General features: G+C 62.7%; 14 protein-coding genes. 5 read left to right on the top strand and 9 right to left on the bottom strand.

The features are described 5' to 3' along the window. Positions 1 to 52: 52 nt before the first annotated feature. The 4 genes from psrA to phnD all read right to left on the bottom strand — a co-directional run bounded on the left by psrA (position 53) and on the right by phnD (position 3,853). Positions 53 to 1,144: an iron-containing alcohol dehydrogenase PsrA gene (psrA, locus tag H621_RS0103140; protein WP_028941955.1), complete on the bottom strand. Its 1,092-nt coding sequence runs from the start codon at positions 1,142 to 1,144 to the stop codon at positions 53 to 55. A 221-nt stretch (positions 1,145 to 1,365) separates the two neighbouring features. Beyond that, a complete protein-coding gene (gene phnE / locus H621_RS0103135) occupies positions 1,366 to 2,190 on the bottom strand; it encodes a phosphonate ABC transporter, permease protein PhnE (RefSeq protein WP_028941954.1) in 825 nt (274 codons plus the stop codon). After that, positions 2,190 to 2,987 carry a phosphonate ABC transporter ATP-binding protein gene (gene phnC, locus H621_RS0103130; RefSeq protein WP_028941953.1) on the bottom strand — a complete coding sequence of 266 codons (798 nt, stop codon included), beginning with the start codon at positions 2,985 to 2,987 and terminating at the stop codon, positions 2,190 to 2,192. The genes phnE and phnC overlap by 1 nt, the downstream gene beginning before the upstream one ends. Next, positions 2,984 to 3,853, bottom strand: a complete 870-nt coding sequence (gene phnD, locus H621_RS0103125; RefSeq protein WP_028941952.1) for a phosphonate ABC transporter substrate-binding protein — start codon at positions 3,851 to 3,853, stop codon at positions 2,984 to 2,986. The genes phnC and phnD overlap by 4 nt, the downstream gene beginning before the upstream one ends. A 114-nt stretch (positions 3,854 to 3,967) precedes the next feature. On the opposite strand from phnD, the gene H621_RS0103120 reads away from it, so the two are divergent. Continuing rightward, complete coding sequence (locus H621_RS0103120; RefSeq protein ID WP_028941951.1) at positions 3,968 to 4,840, top strand: LysR substrate-binding domain-containing protein; 873 nt, start codon at positions 3,968 to 3,970, stop codon at positions 4,838 to 4,840. A 234-nt stretch (positions 4,841 to 5,074) separates the two neighbouring features. On the opposite strand, the gene H621_RS0103115 is transcribed toward H621_RS0103120, so the two are convergent. From H621_RS0103115 to H621_RS0103100, 4 genes are all read right to left on the bottom strand, one after another. Continuing rightward, a complete protein-coding gene (locus H621_RS0103115) occupies positions 5,075 to 5,578 on the bottom strand; it encodes a VOC family protein (protein ID WP_028941950.1) in 504 nt (167 codons plus the stop codon). 96 nt (positions 5,579 to 5,674) lie between these two features. Continuing rightward, positions 5,675 to 6,259, bottom strand: coding sequence for a Fe-S biogenesis protein NfuA (gene nfuA / locus H621_RS0103110; RefSeq protein ID WP_028941949.1), 585 nt, complete (start codon positions 6,257 to 6,259; stop codon positions 5,675 to 5,677). Between the two features lie 57 nt (positions 6,260 to 6,316). Next, positions 6,317 to 7,351 carry an acyltransferase family protein gene (locus H621_RS0103105; protein ID WP_028941948.1) on the bottom strand — a complete coding sequence of 345 codons (1,035 nt, stop codon included), beginning with the start codon at positions 7,349 to 7,351 and terminating at the stop codon, positions 6,317 to 6,319. Positions 7,352 to 7,461: 110 nt separating this feature from the next. Continuing rightward, a complete protein-coding gene (locus tag H621_RS0103100; RefSeq protein WP_028941947.1) occupies positions 7,462 to 9,762 on the bottom strand; it encodes a fatty acid cis/trans isomerase in 2,301 nt (766 codons plus the stop codon). A gap of 156 nt (positions 9,763 to 9,918) precedes the next feature. Between H621_RS0103100 and metH the strand changes: the two genes are divergently transcribed. Continuing rightward, complete coding sequence (gene metH, locus H621_RS0103095; protein ID WP_028941946.1) at positions 9,919 to 13,626, top strand: methionine synthase; 3,708 nt, start codon at positions 9,919 to 9,921, stop codon at positions 13,624 to 13,626. Between the two features lie 98 nt (positions 13,627 to 13,724). Further along, positions 13,725 to 13,943 carry a DUF2970 domain-containing protein gene (locus H621_RS0103090; RefSeq protein ID WP_028941945.1) on the top strand — a complete coding sequence of 73 codons (219 nt, stop codon included), beginning with the start codon at positions 13,725 to 13,727 and terminating at the stop codon, positions 13,941 to 13,943. 260 nt (positions 13,944 to 14,203) lie between these two features. Here H621_RS0103090 and H621_RS0103080 read toward each other — a convergent pair whose 3' ends face one another. Then, positions 14,204 to 15,286, bottom strand: a complete 1,083-nt coding sequence (locus H621_RS0103080) for an ABC transporter substrate-binding protein (protein WP_028941944.1) — start codon at positions 15,284 to 15,286, stop codon at positions 14,204 to 14,206. A 217-nt stretch (positions 15,287 to 15,503) separates the two neighbouring features. Here H621_RS0103080 and H621_RS0103075 point away from each other — a divergent pair, with 217 nt between their 5' ends. Both H621_RS0103075 and H621_RS0103070 read left to right on the top strand, forming a co-directional pair. Further along, positions 15,504 to 17,156: a nitrite/sulfite reductase gene (locus H621_RS0103075; RefSeq protein WP_028941943.1), complete on the top strand. Its 1,653-nt coding sequence runs from the start codon at positions 15,504 to 15,506 to the stop codon at positions 17,154 to 17,156. After that, complete coding sequence (locus tag H621_RS0103070; RefSeq protein WP_028941942.1) at positions 17,140 to 17,634, top strand: DUF934 domain-containing protein; 495 nt, start codon at positions 17,140 to 17,142, stop codon at positions 17,632 to 17,634. The genes H621_RS0103075 and H621_RS0103070 overlap by 17 nt, the downstream gene beginning before the upstream one ends. Positions 17,635 to 17,645 lie beyond the last annotated feature (11 nt).

Below are 17,645 nucleotides of genomic sequence, written 5' to 3'. Positions count from 1 at the left end.
AACAGGAAACAGAGCGACCCTACAGGGCGCCCACTACGTTGGGAAACGAAATTCAGGCGGCGCTGGCGCCGATGAAATTCTTGCCCCGGGCGCCTTGCAAGGCGTGGGCGATCATCGCCTGGGCCTCGTCGGCACCGACGCCGTAGTCGGCAAAGTCGGTCTTCACCCCAAGGCTGTGCAGGAAGTTGCGCAAGCGTGTGCGGGCCTGCTCCAGGTCCGGGCCGAACACCCGCTGCAAGGTGCGGTCGCGACCGCCGTCGCGGCCCCAGGCCAGGCCCAGCACCAGCGGCAGCGAAAAGGAACAGGCAATGCCGTGGGGCAGGCCGTGGCGCAGGGTCATTTCATAGGAGATGGAATGCGCCAGCGCCGTTTTGGTGTTGGAGAACGCCATGCCGGCCTTGAGTGCTGCCAGCGCCATGCGTGCGCGCAGGTCACGGTTGCCCAGGTCGCGTTGCAGTTGGGGCAGGCAGTCGAGGATGTCTTCGATGGCCGACACCGCGAAGGTATCGGAGAGCGGATTGGCGTTGACGTTCCAGATCGCCTCAAGGGCATGGGACAGTGCATCCAGCCCGGTGGATACCGTCACCCCGGCCGGCACGGTAAGCATCAGGTCGGGGTCGACGATGGCCGCCTTCGGCCAGGTGCAGTCCAGGTGCAGCGAGTACTTCTTCTGCGCGGCGCTGTCCCAGATGGTTGCCCAGGGCGTTACTTCACTGCCGGTCCCGGCGGTAGTGGGGGCGGCGATCAAGGCCTTGCAGCGCGCAGGAGTGAACGGTTGGCCGAGGGCCAGCAGGTGCAGCAGCTCATCGAACTGCCCCGATTCGGTACCGACGATCAGCGCCTTGGCCGTGTCGATGGCACTGCCGCCGCCCAGGGCGATGACGGTCTGGCAATCGCCGGCCTCGGCCCAGAACCGCTCGTAGGTGGTGCGCAGTTGCGCCACGTCCGGGTTGGGTTGTACATCCTCGACCACATGACACAGGCGCTCACCCAGCAGGGCCTGCACCTGGTCGATCAAGCCCAGGGCGCGGGCCTCCGGAAAGGTCACCAGGGCAACCTGCTGGCCTGCAGTCAGGTCGCTGATGCGGCTCAGGCTGCCACTGCCGAAGCAAGTGGCCACCGGGTTATGGAAGTAGGCAGGCATGGCGGTTCCCTTTGTTGTTGTTTTGGCTGGGGACATAGTCATGGCCAGGTCGCCTGGGCTCAAATCGATTGATTCAAGGCTTGCATTGGCTGAACCGATAACAGGAATGGCAGTAACCCTTTGCACAACGACGACTCCAGTCAGAACGCTGAATCGCGGGCGAAGCCGGGCCGAGTCGGACCCTGGCTCGCCAGTCGAGATGATTGAAAAAGTGGGGTGACTCAGTGGCGGCTGGCGCCCTGGATTCGATGGCGCAGGCGGCTGGAGACCAGGTCGGCGGCCACCACCATCAGGGTGATGACGATGATGCAGGTGGCGGTTTCCTGGTACTTGAACAGCTTCAGGCTGCTGACCAGTTCAAACCCCAGCCCCCCTGCCCCGACCATGCCCAGCACCGTCGCCGAACGCAGGTTGACCTCGAAGCGGTACAACACCACGGCGATCCAGGCGGTGATTACCTGTGGTATCACGCCAAACACGATCACCTGCAACGGCCGGGCGCCCGTGGCCTGCAAGGCCTCGATCGGTCCCTGGTCGATCTCCTCGATGCTGTCGGCAAAGAACTTGCCGAGCATGCCCACCCCGTGCAGCGCCAGGGCCAGCACGCCCGGGAACGGTCCAAGGCCCACCGCCGACACGAACACCAGCGCCAGGATCAGCTCGTTGATGCTGCGGATCACGTTCAGGGTTTGCCGGGTGCCGGCATACAGCCAGCGATTGCCCTGCAGGTTGCGCGCGGCCAGGAACGCCAGCGGAATGGCGAAGACGATCCCCAGCAGAGTGCCCCACAGGGCGATCTGCAGCGTCTCGACGGCCGGCTGCCACAACCTTGGCAGGATGCTCAAGTCAGGCGGCATCGAGCGGGCCAGGAAGTCGCCGATCTGCGGCAGGCCATTGCTCAGCTCACTCCAACTCAATTGCGTGCCCTGGGCGCTCCAGTGCAGCAAGGTCACGGCCAGCAGCACCCAGGCGCCGGTGACGATCCACCCCCGTGGGGTGTCTGGGGTACTGACCAACCATTGGTAATGCGTGGGTTGTGGGTTCATCAGGCAATCCCTCCGCCAATCTGCATACACGGCACCGCTACCGGGGCCTGGTTGGCATCGGACGGGCGCTCGGCCTGTGGGTAGATGCGTTGCAGGCAGGCCTCGTCCAGCGTCTCGCGCTGGCTGTCGAACACCAGCCGACCATGGGCCAGGCCGACGATGCGGTCACCGAATTCACGGGCCAGGTCCACCTGGTGCAGGTTGCAGACCACAGTAATGCCCAGCTCGCGGGTAGCATCGCGCAGGTATTGCATCACCCGCCGGGCGGTCTTGGGGTCCAGGCTTGCCACCGGTTCGTCGGCCAGGATCACCTTGGGCCGCTGGGCCAGGGCCCGGGCGATGCCGACCCGCTGCATCTGCCCGCCCGACAGCGAGTCGGTGCGGGCGCAGGCCTTGTGCTGCAGATCGACCTGTTCCAGGCAGTTCATTGCCAATGCCACGTCGCTGCGGCTGAACAGCTGCAACAGCGAGGCCAGGGTCGACACCGAGCCCAGGCGCCCGGTGAGCACGTTCTTGAGTACCGACAGGCGCGGTACCACGTTATGGTGCTGGAAGATCATCGCCACCTGCCGGCGCAACTCGCGTTGCTGGCCTGCACCCATGGCGTCGATACCGGCAATCTGCAGTTCGCCGCTGTCGGCCTGGGCCAGGCGGTTCATGCAACGCAGCAAGGTCGACTTGCCGGCCCCGGACTGGCCCAGCACCACCACGAATTCACCGGCGCCGATGTCCAGGTCGATGCCCTTGAGCACGGCGTTGTCGGCGTAGTCCTTGGCCAGGCTGCGCACGCGGATCATTTCATGCTCCGCAGGTCGAGATCGAGGACCTTGGCGGTGTCGCGCACCACGTCGTAAGCGGCATCGGTAGTCGGCTGAAAGCCGTTGAGTTGGCCCTGGTCGCCCCAGGGCACGTCCTTGATGTTGGCCATGGCGGTGGCGATTTTCTGCTTGAGGGCCGGGTCCAGGTCCTGGCGCCAGACCATCGGCGACTCGGGAATATCGGACGACGACCAGACGATCTGCAAGTCGTCCGGCTTGATATGCCCCTGGGCCACGGCGGAGGCATAGATACGATCCGCCACGGCCGCCGCATCGACCTTGCGGTTGGCCACGGCGAGGATGCTGGCGTCGTGGGAGCCGGAGAAAATCACCCGGGAAAATACCTTGTCCGGCACATAGCCAGCCGCTTCCAGGCCCGCCTTGGGAAACAGATGACCGGACGCCGAGCTCGGGTCGACGAAAGCGAAGGTATGGCCCTTGAGGTCGCTCAGTTGCTTGATGCCGCTGTCCTTGCGCGCCACGATCTGGCTGCGGTAGGCACTCTTGCCGGTCTTCTTGGTCACCGCCACGGCAAAGGCATCGACACCCGCCACCTGGTGCGCCAGCACATAGGAGAACGGGCCCAGGTACGCCACGTCGAGCTTGCCCGAACGCAACGCCTCGATCACGCCGTTGTAGTCGGTGGCCACGAACGGCTTGACCGGCATGCCCAACTGGCGCTCCAGGTCCGCCAGTACCTGCTTGCTGCTTTCGATCATGGCCTGGGAGTCTTCCGAGGGAATCAGGCCGATGCTCAACGACGATTGCGCAGAAGCCTGGGCGCAGGCAATCAAGGGCAACAGGGCAAAGCCGGTCAATCGGAGCAGTTTGGCGAACGGGTTCATGGGGAGTGTCCTGCAGGTGTTGTTTAAGGTCACTCCACACTAGGGGTGTCACGTGACAGTCACAGCTTCAATTCACTATGCGTTTTCCCGCAAAACCATTGATGGAAGCTATGGATGTCCACCACCAAGTTGCGCACCTTTCTCGCCGTCGCCCGCCAGGGCAGCTTCAGCGCTGGCGCCCGTGCCCTGGGTTTGAGCCAGCCAACGGTAACCACGCAGATCCAGGCCCTGGAACGTGACTACAACGTCGAGCTGTTCCATCGCCGCGGGCGGCGCATCGAGCTGACGGTAGTGGGTCGCCAACTGCTGCCCATCGCCCAGCAACTGGGCATGCTGGAACTTGAAGCGTTCAACCTGCTGCGCGACTCCGGCAAGCTCAATCGTGGGCAGCTCAAGATCGGGGCGGTGGGGCCCTTTCATGTCATCGAGATGGTCGATGCCTATCGCCACCAGTACCCGCAGATCGACTTGTCGATCAAGGTCGGCAACTCGGCCACGGTGCTGGCGGAGCTGGAAAACTATGTGACCGATGTGGGGGTGCTGGCAGGCCTGCATGAAGACCCGGCCTTCAGCGCGCAGTTGTATGCCCGCCACCCCGTGGTGCTGTTTGCCCATGTCGAGCACCCGCTGGCCCGCTTCGATGAAGTCCCCCTGCAAGCCCTGCAGGGCCAACCCCTGCTGCACCGCGAAAGCGGCTCCACTACCCGGCTGGCCCTGGCAAAAGCCTTGGTCGAGCATGAGGTCACGCCGCGGGTGGTGATGGAGATCGGCAGCCGCGAAGCCCTGCGCGAGGCGGTGATCCGCGGGATCGGCGTGGGCGCGGTGTCGGAGGCGGAGTTCATTGCCGATGCGCGGATCAAGACCATCCGTCTACAGGGCGATCCGGTACACACCGAAACCTACCTGTACTGCCTGGCAGAGCGGCGCAACAGCCAGGTGATTTCGTCATTCCTGGACCTGGTAAGTGCACGCGAGGGCTGCGCCTGAACTGAACAGGGTCATGCGCGTGCAACTTGAGCGAACCGGCGGCCCGCAGGTGCTGCAACTTAAAACGGTACAGGTACAGCATTGGCGAGCTGAGCGCCAGCCGCCTGGTGGCAACTGGACAGCGAAGCCGGGGTCTACTCCGTGCGCCCCGGCGGCCGCTTCAACAGCGCGGCGACCACGGTGTTCAAGCAGTGGATCGAACGACAATTCGCCAATGGCGCCCCTAACGCTGATTCAGTCGCCCTCGTAGGCGTGCTCGAGTGCCGCGAGGTCCATCTTCTTCATTTGCAGCATTGCGGCCATGACCCGCCCGGCCTTGTCCGCGTCCTGATCCTCGATCATCTCGAACAATCGCACCGGTACCACCTGCCAGCTCAGGCCATAACGGTCCTTGAGCCAGCCACAGACCTGCGCCTGCGGGTCACCTTCTTCGCCGAGGGTATTCCAGTAGTGGTCGATCTCGGCCTGGCTCTGGCAGTTGACCTGAAGCGAGATGGCCTCAGTGAATTTGAAATGCGGACCGCCATTGAGCGCACTGAACTGCTGGCCGTCGAGTTCGAAGGAAATCGCCATGACAGAACCCGCCGGGCGCCCGTGGATTTCGGTGCCGACATCGCTGTAGTAGCGGGTGCTGAGAATTCTGGAAGAGCCGCCGAAGGTCTGGATGTAGAACCGCACGGCCTGCTCGGCCTGGTGGTCGAACCACAGGCAGGGGGTGATGGTCTGGATGCGTTGCATGTGGGCCTCCCTTGAAATGGAATCGCGGGGCAAGCCCGCTCCTACGGGTAGGAGCGGGCTTGCCCCGCGAAGGGCCACCCAGGCAACAGAAGGCCCTTAGTAGTAAGCGTTCTCTTTCTGACTGTGGTCAGTCACGTCACGCACACCCTTGAGCTCAGGGATACGCTCGAGCAAGGTCCGCTCGATGCCTTCCTTCAAGGTGACGTCGGCCTGGCCGCAGCCCTGGCAACCGCCGCCGAACTGCAGTACGGCAATGCCATCCTCGACCACTTCGATCAGGCTGACCTGACCGCCGTGGCTGGCCAGCCCCGGGTTGATCTCGGTTTGCAGGTAATAGTTGATGCGCTCGTTGATCGGGCTGTCTTCATTGACCATCGGCACCTTGGCGTTCGGCGCCTTGATGGTCAGTTGGCCACCCATGCGATCGGTGGCGTAGTCGACCACGGCGTCCTCAAGGAACGGCACGCTGACGGCGTCCAGGTAGGCGGTGAAGCTGGCAAGACCCACGGCGGTGTCTTCCGGCTTTTCTTCGCCCGGCTTGCAGTAGGCAATGCAAGTCTCGGCGTAGGTGGTGCCTGGTTGGGTGATAAAGATGCGAATGCCAATACCCGGGGTGTTCTGCTTGGACAGCAGATCAGCCAGGTAATCATGCGCGGCGTCGGTAATAGTTATGGCGCTCATGGAAGTTCCTCACAGACTTGCCGGCAGTTTACGCCAACCTTGGCGCCGAACAAAGTCCTAGTAATTTTGTCGGGAAAGCGTTACAGGCACGGGGCCCCCCGCAGGCGGTGCGAACCAGCCACTCAACTGGCGGTAAAGGCGCTTTTCCAGCAGCAGGTAGCTACCCCAGGACAGCAGTGCAATCAACGGCACGCACAGGGCAAACACCGCATAAGGGCTCATCCCCAGGCGCTGGCTGGCGAACCAGCCACCGTACAGCACCAGCACATGCACCAGGTACACCGAATAAGAGCTGTCGCCCAGCGCCTTGAGCAACCGGTTGCCCTTGAAGTACGGCTCCAGCGACACGCAGGCCAGTACGATCAAGGCACTGGGCAAGCCCCAGTGCAGCAGGCGCCGCGACGCATCGAGAAAATGTATCGCCACCGCCGCCATTGCCAGCATCGCCAGCGGCAGCCACAGGCCCTGGACAATCCAGCCGCGCCGATACAGCACGCCGATGCCGATCCCCAGCAAGAACTCGTAGACGATGTTGTTGCGGTAGAAATGATTGAGCAGCCCGGCCCGGGTGAGCACCTCGCTGACCAGCAGCAAGACCACCGCCACCAGCAGTACCCGGTGCTGCTGGCGTACCAGAAATACCAGCGAGAACAACAGGTAGAAGAACATTTCGTAGTTCAAGGTCCAACCGACATTGAGCGTCGGGTACTGACCGTAGCCACCAGGGTTCTCCGCCGGGATGAACAGCAGCGACAACACGAAATGCTCAAGATCGACGGCCTGGTGCGGCATCCACTGCCGCGCCGTAAGCAGCAACAGGCCCATCAACGCGGTGTAGAACCAGTAGGCCGGCACGATACGCAGCGCCCGGTTGAGCAGAAACCGCTGGGGTGCGATGGCCTTGTCGCGGGTCGACAGGTAAATCACCATCCCGCTGATGACAAAAAAGATGTCCACCCCCACGGCGCCCCGGTCGGTGAGGAACTGGCCGATGGGGCCACTGGCATGGAAGTCGAAGAAGATCTGCATGAAGTGGTGACAGACCACCACCCAGGCGGCGAGCGCCCTCAAGGCTTGAAGCGAAAACAGCATCCGGATACCTGCTGGAAAATCCCACCCAAGCCCCGGCCGGAACCGGGGCCGCTTGCAGGTGGGACCGCAGGATGCCGGGAAAGGTCAACCGACCTTCCCGGCGGCGAGGCTCAGAGGTTCTCGTAGCGGTTCATGTCGAGCACGCCCGCTTCCACCGGATCAGTCTCCTGGATGTACGTACTCAGGTCATGGAAGTACTGCCAGAACTGCGGATGGCTGCGGCGCACGCCCCAACGCATGACCAGGCGCTCGAACTTGGCCGTATCGTCACGCGCCAGTTCCATGTCCTCGACAAACTCCGGCACGTCGCTGGCCGGAATGTTGAAGATGAAATTGGGGTAGCTGCTGAGCACGCCCGGGTACAGGGTCAGGCTGTCCAGGCCCGGCTGGTAGCGGTAGGCCTCGCCGAGCATGAACGCCACATTGCTGTGGGCGCGATTGCGCAGCAGGCTGTAGACCTGGCGCTGGCCGCCCTGCCCCTCGATGCGCAGCATCGTCGCCTCGGGCATCTGGCCGATCACTTTCAGCCCTGCGGCCGGGCGCGACACCAGGCGGCTCAGGGCCTGCTCGACGCCACGAAACTCCTCGCTCATTTCCGGGCGCGAGCAATAGGCGCTCATGCAACGGTTGATCGGATCGGGGGCGGCGTTGAGGCTGTCGGTGCGCTGGATCAGCTTGAGGCCGAAATCGCGCTTGGGATCATTGGCTGCCAGCTTCAAGGCCGTCGGGGTATCGGTGTCGATATCCTCGTAGTCCAGCCACATCTTCACCTTGCCGCTGTTCTGGTACCAGTCGCTGAGGATCGCGCCCCGCTGATCGGCCGGCATCAGGCGCAGGAAGTTGACCTCGGCGCCATTGCGGATAAGGTCGAAATACAGGCGCGTCTGCGCCTGGTGCGAGACGTTGCCATACACGTCGAAGTTGACGGCCAGCTGATAGTAGGTGCGCTCGAACAGGGGGTAGTCGAACAGCCACATCGTCTTGGGCACATCGCCAATCAAGCCCTTGGTCACCGAGGCGCTGTCGAAGTGACGGAAGATGGACAGCAGCGCATTGTCGTTGCCGGCCCACAGGGTCGACCAGCTTGGCGGCGGCAGGTCGGCGTAGGTGTCGCGGCGCAGGCTCTCGTATTCGTTGCGCTTGTCGCGGTAGGCATGCCAGAGGCTGATGATGCTGCCCACGTCGTCGATCTGCCCGGGCATGGCCAGCAGCGGTGTGGCCTGGCCGCGGTATTCGGCATCGGTCACATAGCGGTCATGGGCCGGTTCCTGGAACAGCGCCCAGAAGTGGTCGCGGATCACGTCGGTAGCAATCTGGCCGCGGCACACCGGGCCACGGATGAAGGTGCGCACGAAGTACTCGGCGTTATCGAGCATGAACTGATAGCGGGCCACGGCGGGAATCGCTTCGAAGGTTTCGAAGGGGTTGGCGCGGTGGCGCGGGCCGTAGCCTGGCAGTGCATTGGCATGCCAGTCGCCGCTGTAGAACAGCTGCTTGACGCGCTTGAGCTTGTTCGGGCCCATCGGGTAGGTGATGTGGGTTTTATGCACGATCACGCCTTGCACCGGCATCAAGCGATAATAGAAGTCGGTGCCGGGCGGATCGTTGGGCCGGCGCGTGGCGATCAGGTCGATCGGCTGGCCGCTGGGCGTGCGCGAGCGCACCCACTGGAAGAAGTGCCCGCGCTCACCGCCCACAAAATGGATGTGGGCCAGGAACAAATGCTCATAGAGCCAGCGGCCGACCAAGGCCTCGGTCGAACCCGGGCGGTTGAGCAGCGCTTCCCAGTCGGCGATCTGCGCAGCCTCGGTGGCGCTTGGCCGGATCGCCTCGTGCTCCACCGGGGCACCGGCGGCAAGCCAGCGCTGCAGCGTCTGGTACTCGGCATCGGTAAGGCCGGTGACCGCCAGTGGCATGCCCTCCTTGGGGTGGGCACCGGCGTAGGCGTCGAACTCGCCCGGCTGCGGGCACATGTTGTTGCGGTTCAGGCCCAGGACGATCTCTTCGGGCAGCTTGGCGTTGGGCGTCAGCGGTGTCTTGTGGCCCAGCTCAAGCATCCGTGCCATCAGCGCGGCCTGGCTGCCCTGGTTGTCGAGCACCGAGTAGAAACCCTTGCGCTGCCAGGCCCCGGTGCTTTGGGCATCGTAGAAAAGCCGCGTCGGGGCGACGGCCTTGCTGCGGTCACCCTGGTACACCGGCACCTTCGAAGCGCCGCGCGAGGCGCCCTCGGCACTGCCCAGGTTGAGCTGGCAGGCAGCGTCGTTGCAGGCGTGGCAGGCCACGCATTTCTCGGTGAAGATCGGTTGGATATCCCGGGTATATGAAATAGCCGGGCTCGATTGAGGGGCTTGCCCTAGCGCTGCGCCACTGATGAACAGGGCGAAAGCGCCGGCAAGTAAACGATGCACCATGTGCCGAATGTCCTGGGTATTGATAGCTTCACGATTCTACCGGTGCTGGCGGCGCGCCAACATGAATGAAATTCATGTAAACCTTCGACACGTCTAAAAACCGCGCAGCTTTGTTATTATTCCGCAACTTTTGTTTTCGCCCGACCAGGTAGTCCTATGTCTGACCGCAGCGCTCGTTTCCAAGCACTTCAGCAAGCACTCAAAGAGCGCATTCTGATTCTCGATGGCGGCATGGGTACTATGATCCAAAGCTACCGCCTCGAGGAACACGACTATCGTGGCACGCGCTTCGCCGATTGGCCAAGCGACGTCAAAGGCAACAACGACCTGTTGCTGCTCTCGCGCCCGGATGTCATCGCCGCCATCGAAAAGGCCTATCTTGACGCTGGCGCCGATATCCTCGAAACCAATACCTTCAACGCCACGCAGATTTCCCAGGCCGACTACGGCATGGAGTCGCTGGTGTACGAGCTGAACGTCGAAGGCGCGCGTATCGCCCGTCAGGTCGCCGATGCCAAGACCCTCGAGACGCCGGACAAACCCCGTTTCGTTGCCGGCGTGCTCGGCCCGACCAGCCGCACCTGCTCCATCTCCCCGGATGTCAACGATCCAGGCTTTCGCAACGTCACCTTCGATCTGTTGGTAGAAAACTACATCGAGGCCACCCGTGGCCTGATCGAGGGCGGCGCCGACCTGATCCTGATCGAGACCATCTTCGACACCCTCAACGCCAAGGCGGCCATCTTTGCCGTGCAGCAGGTGTTCGAGGAAGACGGCCTCGAATTGCCAATCATGATTTCCGGCACCATCACCGATGCCTCCGGCCGCACCCTGTCCGGCCAGACCACCGAGGCTTTCTGGAACTCGGTGCGCCACGCCAACCCGATCTCGGTGGGCCTGAACTGTGCTCTCGGCGCCAAGGACCTGCGTCCGTACCTGGAAGAGCTGTCGACCAAGGCCGGCACCCATGTCTCCGCGCACCCCAACGCCGGCCTGCCGAACGCCTTCGGCGAGTACGACGAAACCCCGGCCGAGATGGCCGTGGTGGTCGAGGAGTTCGCCGCCAGCGGTTTTCTCAACATCATCGGCGGTTGCTGCGGCACCACCCCCGGCCACATCCAGGCGATTGCCGAAGCGGTCGGCAAATACCCACCGCGCGCCATCCCGGACATTCCCAAGGCGTGCCGGCTGTCGGGCCTGGAGCCCTTCACCATCGATCGCAGCTCGCTGTTCGTCAACGTCGGCGAGCGCACCAACATCACGGGCTCCGCCAAGTTCGCCCGGCTGATCCGCGAAGAGAACTACACCGAAGCCCTGGAAGTGGCGCTGCAACAAGTTGAAGCCGGTGCCCAGGTGATCGACATCAACATGGACGAAGGGATGCTCGATTCCCAGGCGGCCATGGTCAAGTTCCTCAATTTGATCGCCGGTGAACCCGACATCTCGCGCGTGCCGATCATGATCGACTCCTCCAAGTGGGAAGTGATCGAAGCGGGCCTCAAGTGCATCCAGGGCAAGGGCATCGTCAACTCGATCTCGATGAAGGAAGGCGTCGAGGCCTTCAAGTATCACGCCAAACTGTGCAAGCGCTATGGCGCCGCCGTGGTGGTGATGGCCTTCGACGAAGTCGGCCAGGCCGACACCGCCGCGCGCAAGCGCGAGATCTGCCAGCGCAGCTACGACATCCTGGTCAATGAGGTGGGCTTCCCGCCTGAAGACATCATCTTCGACCCGAACATCTTCGCCGTGGCCACCGGCATCGAAGAGCACAACAACTATGCCGTGGACTTCATCGAAGCCTGCGCCTACATCCGCGACCACCTGCCCTACGCACTGAGCTCCGGCGGGGTGTCCAACGTCTCGTTCTCGTTCCGCGGCAACAACCCGGTGCGCGAGGCGATCCACTCGGTGTTCCTCTACCACGCGATCCAGAATGGCTTGACCATGGGTATCGTCAACGCTGGCCAGTTGGAAATCTACGACGAGATCCCTCCCGCGCTGCGCGAGCGGGTCGAGGACGTGGTGCTCAACCGTACCCCGGAAGGCACCGACGCCCTGCTGGCGATTGCCGACGACTACAAGGGCGGCGGCGCGGTCAAGGAAGTCGAGAACGAAGAATGGCGCTCGCTGCCGGTCGACAAACGCCTGGAGCACGCGCTGGTCAAGGGCATTACCGCCTTTATCGTCGAAGACACCGAGGAATGCCGCCAGCAATGCGCGCGGCCCATCGAAGTGATCGAGGGCCCGCTGATGAGCGGCATGAACGTGGTCGGCGACCTGTTCGGCGCCGGCAAGATGTTCCTGCCCCAGGTGGTGAAGTCCGCACGCGTCATGAAGCAGGCCGTTGCCCACCTGATCCCCTTCATCGAAGCCGAGAAAGGCGACAAGCCCGAAGCCAAGGGCAAGATCCTCATGGCCACGGTCAAGGGTGACGTACACGACATCGGCAAGAACATTGTCGGCGTGGTGCTGGGCTGTAACGGCTACGACATCGTCGACCTGGGCGTGATGGTGCCGGCCGAGAAGATCCTGCAGACCGCTCGCGAGCAGAAGTGCGACATTATCGGGCTGTCCGGCCTGATCACCCCGTCGCTGGACGAGATGGTCCATGTTGCCCGCGAAATGCAGCGCCAGGATTTCCACCTGCCGTTGATGATCGGTGGCGCGACCACCTCCAAGGCGCATACCGCGGTGAAAATCGAGCCCAAGTACAGCAACGATGCGGTGGTGTATGTGACCGACGCCTCGCGTGCGGTGGGTGTGGCCACGCAGCTGCTGTCCAAGGAACTCAAGCCGGGCTTTGTCGAGAAGACTCGCCTGGACTACATCGACGTGCGCGAACGCACCGCCAACCGCAGTGCCCGTACCGAGCGCCTGAGCTACGCGCAGTCGATTGCCGCCAAGCCGAAGTACGACTGGGCCGGCTACCAGCCGGCAGTGCCGAGTTTCACCGGCGTCAAGGTGCTGGAGAACATCGACCTCAAGGTATTGGCCGAGTACATCGACTGGACGCCGTTCTTTATCTCCTGGGACCTGGCGGGCAAGTACCCGCGCATCCTCACCGACGAAGTGGTCGGCGAGGCAGCCACCGCCTTGTTCAAAGACGCCCAGGAGATGCTCGCCAAGCTGATCGACGAGAAACTGATCAGCGCCCGTGCCGTGTTCGGCTTCTGGCCGGCCAACCAGGTCAACCATGACGATATCGAAGTCTATGGCGCCGACGGCCAGCCGCTGGCCCAGCTTCATCACCTGCGCCAGCAGACCATCAAGCCGGACAGCAAGCCCAACTTCTCCCTGGCCGACTTTGTCGCACCCAAGGAAACCGGCATCACCGACTACGTGGGTGGCTTTATCACCACCGCCGGCATCGGCGCCGAAGAAGTGGCCAAGGCCTATCAGGACAAGGGCGACGACTACAATTCGATCATGGTCAAGGCCCTGGCCGACCGCCTGGCCGAAGCCTGTGCCGAGTGGCTGCACGAGCAGGTGCGTAAAGACTACTGGGGCTACGCCAAGGACGAGCACCTGGACAACGAAGCACTGATCAAGGAGCAGTACTCGGGCATCCGCCCTGCCCCGGGCTACCCGGCCTGTCCTGACCACACCGAGAAAGAAACCCTGTTCCGCCTGCTCGATGGCACCGCCATCGGCGAGACCGGCCCCAGCGGTGTGTTCCTTACCGAACACTTCGCCATGTTCCCCGCGGCGGCGGTCAGTGGCTGGTACTTCGCCCACCCACAGGCGCAGTACTTTGCCGTGGGCAAGGTCGACAAGGACCAGGTGCAGAGCTACACCGCGCGCAAGGGCCAGGACCTGAACGTGAGTGAGCGCTGGCTGGCGCCAAATCTGGGGTACGAGAACTGAAATCGCGGGGTAAGCCCGCTCCCACCGGTCAAGGTAGGAGCGGGCTTGCCCCGCGATCCGGTCTAGACTGAGAAAACTCCTACACCAAGGACTTACTCATGGACGACCCAGCCCAAGGCAAGCCACCCACCTTCTGGCAGATGCTGCAAAGCATCCTGGCAGCGGCGTTTGGCGTTCAAAGCGGCAAGAACCGCGCCCGCGACTTCAACCACGGCAAGGCCAGCCACTTCATCGCGCTGGGCACCGTGTTCACCTTGATTTTCATTCTGGTCTTGGTGGGGCTGGTGCAACTGGCCATGCACCTTACTGCCCGCTGAAATGCAATCCGCCCGCAGATGTCCATTCTGCGGGCGGTTCATGGTTACCCATCGCGTGATGTCACTGGTGGCTGACCCAGTACACGGCGGTCACGACTACCAGGATGATCAGACAGAGTATCGCCCAGGCATCGACACTGCTGTCACTCTTACCCGCTTTGGTCGAGTTTCCCATTGCATCGCCTCTTGTAGTGGTTATGGGAATGCATGTCACCCGTAGCAGTTAAGTCCAGCAATGCCCTTTGCTCAAGCAGGGGTTTTCAATAGTTGACCGGCGCCTCAAGAAAGGGGTAGCGGTAGTCCGCCGAATGCCCCTCGGCGCTGAAGCGATGAAAGTCCAGGCCATAGTCGTCCCGGCCTTGCTGGTTCAGCCAGCGGCGCGCCCGTACTGGATCGATCAGTTGCAGCGCCGGTATCTGGTGATCGCGATGACCATCACGGTCGATGGGCAGGTTGTGCGCATCATCGTGCAACAGGACCATGGCCCAGCCCCCCAGCGAAAAGTGCCCGCCCATCAACACGCTCAAGCGCCCGTCGATACGCGCCTGCAAGGCCTGCGGGGAGCTGTTGACAGCACTGAACAGCACATCCTGGCCCGGCATGCGCCCGGCCTCGGCAAACGCCTGCATGGCGCCAAAGGCCATCTCGTCATTGGCCGACCAGACCAGTTCGATCTTCGGGTAGCGCTTGAGCAGTTGCTGGGCCTGCTCAAAGGCCCGCTCCTTGCCCCAGCCGCCATACACCACCTGGCGCAGGCGCACCTCGGGGTGCTCGGCCAGGGCCCGGCGCATGCCCTTTTCGCGCAGTTGCGCAGCCGGCGTGGTCTTGATGCCGGAAAAAGCCAGCATCTCGATAGGCCGCGTGATGCCCGGCCGGGCGCGCAAGGCAATCAGTTCCTTGAGCATCTGGTAGCCCGCCTGCTCGTCATTGCCAACCAGGGTCCCGAGCACGGGCGCGTACTTGTCCGGATGCTCCTGGATAAGTCTTGCCTGATTTTCAGTCAGGCCGTTGTTGACCAGGAACAGCTTGACCCCGCTGTCGTGCGACAGACGGATGATTTCGGGCGCGATGTACTGCTCGTTGACCAGCACCAGGTAGTCGGGGCGCTGCGCACTTTCGAGTACCTGGCGTGCCTGGGTCAGCGCCAGCGCTGGCCGGCGCTCGCTGTACTGGATGCTCAGGTCCATTCCCAGGTCGCTGGCGGCGGCTTGCATGAAGCGCGAGTAACTGACCCAGAACGTTTCGTTGGAATAACCCGGATTGAGGAACACCACCGACGCGCCCTGGGCACTGGCCACCAACGGCAGACTCAGGCACAGACTTCGGCACAGGGCCTTGAGCATGCGGATTCGCTCCTGCCATTCAAACCGTCAATTATAAACACCAGCGGGGCCCAAACAGCCAAATGCCAGTCAGTCTCACTTAGTCCAAATGGTTCTTTTCATATGCAAAAACATCACTTTTGCGCATAAACGCAAACTGCTATCTTTCGTCCGCTCCGCTTGGGAGTGCGCGGCCGTGCGCGCGATTAGCTGCAAGCAGCTTGAGAACAGGACCCCTATGTACGTATACGACGAGTACGATCAGCGGATCATCGAGGACCGCGTCAAGCAGTTCCGTGATCAGACCCGCCGCTACCTGGCCGGTGAGCTGAGCGAAGAAGAGTTCCGCCCCCTGCGCCTGCAAAATGGCCTCTATATTCAACGTTTTGCCCCGATGTTGCGGGTCGCGGTGCCCTATGGCCAGCTGACCTCGCGTCAAACGCGGATGCTGGCGAAGATCGCGCGCGACTACGACAAGGGCTACGCCCACATCAGTACCCGGCAGAACGTGCAGTACAACTGGCCTGCGCTGGAAGACATCCCCGAGATCCTGGCTGAGCTGGCCACCGTGCAGATGCACGCCATTCAGACCAGCGGCAACTGCCTGCGCAACGTCACCACCGACCAGTTCGCCGGTGTGGCCGCCGATGAAGTGATCGACCCGCGCCCTTGGTGCGAGATCGTCCGTCAGTGGACCACCTTCCACCCCGAATTCGCCTACCTGCCGCGCAAGTTCAAGATCGCCATCAACGGCTCGACCAGCGACCGCGCGGCCATCGAAGTCCACGACATCGGCCTGGAGCCGGTGTACAACGCCGCAGGCGAGCTGGGCTTTCGCGTACTGGTCGGTGGCGGCCTGGGCCGCACCCCGGTGGTCGGCGCCTTCATCAATGAGTTCCTGCCCTGGCAGGACCTGCTCAGCTACCTGGACGCGATCCTGCGGGTGTACAACCGCTACGGCCGTCGCGACAACAAGTACAAGGCGCGGATCAAGATCCTGGTCAAGGCCCTTACCCCTGAAGTCTTCGCCGAGAAGGTCGATGCCGAAATGGCCCACCTGCGTGGTGGCAGCACGACCCTGACCGAAGCCGAAGTGCAGCGCGTAGCCAAGCACTTCGTCGACCCGGACTACAAGGTGCTCGACAACCTCGACTTCAGCGAGCTCGAACAACAGCACCCGGGCTTTGCCCGCTGGCGCACCCGCAACGTACTGGCGCACAAGAAGCCTGGCTACGTTGCCGTGACCCTGTCGCTCAAGCCGACCGGCGTTGCCCCGGGCGACCTGACCGACAAGCAGCTCGATGCCGTGGCCGACCTCGCCGAGCGCTACAGCTTCGGCCAGCTGCGCACCTCGCACGAGCAGAACATCATCCTGGCCGACGTCGAGCAGAGTCAGCTTCACGCCCTGTGGCTGGAACTGCGCGAGAACGGATTCGCTACGCCGAACATCGGCCTGCTGACCGACATCATCTGCTGCCCGGGGGGCGATTTCTGCTCCCTGGCCAACGCCAAGTCGATCCCGATCGCCGAATCCATCCAGCGCCGTTTCGACGACCTGGACTACCTGTTCGACATCGGTGAACTGGACCTGAACATCTCCGGCTGCATGAACGCCTGTGGTCACCACCACGTCGGCCACATCGGCATCCTCGGGGTGGACAAGAAAGGTGAGGAGTTCTACCAGGTATCCCTGGGTGGCAGCGCCAGCCGCGACGCCAGCCTGGGCAAGATCCTCGGCCCGTCCTTCGCCCAGGACGACATGCCGGATGTGATCGAGAAGCTGATCGACGTCTACGTTGAAAAACGTACCGAAGACGAGCGTTTCATCGACACCTACCAACGTATTGGCATCGACCCTTTCAAGGAACGCGTCTATGCAGCGAATCATTAAGAACAACGAAATCGTCGACGAAACCTGGCACCTGCTGCCCAAGGACGCCAACTTCGACGAGTTGACCAACTGTGATGACTACATCGTGCCGTTGCAGTTCTGGCGTGACCACGCCCATGTACTCAAGGCCCGCGACGGCGGCCTGGGTGTGTGGCTGGACGCCGATGAAGAAGCCGAGGAAATCGGCGACGACGTCGGACACTTCCAAGTGATCGCCCTGAACTTCCCGGCCTTCACCGACGGGCGCAACTACTCCAATGCGCGCCTGTTGCGTGACCGCTACAAGTTCACTGGCGAGCTGCGTGCCATTGGCGATGTACTGCGTGACCAGCTGTTCTACCTGAAACGCTGCGGTTTCGACGCCTTTGCCCTGCGCGCCGACAAGGACCCGGTCGAAGCCCTGGAAAGCCTGAAAGACTTTTCGGTGACCTACCAGGCCGCCACCGACGAACCGCAACCGCTGTTCCGTCGTCGTTGACGAAAACGGCT

Origin of the sequence: Pseudomonas vranovensis DSM 16006 (assembly GCF_000425805.1) — a bacterium.
GTDB classification, from domain to species: domain Bacteria; phylum Pseudomonadota; class Gammaproteobacteria; order Pseudomonadales; family Pseudomonadaceae; genus Aquipseudomonas; species Aquipseudomonas vranovensis.
Note: the sequence above shows the minus strand (reverse complement) of the source record. Positions and strands in the feature narration are given on the sequence as shown.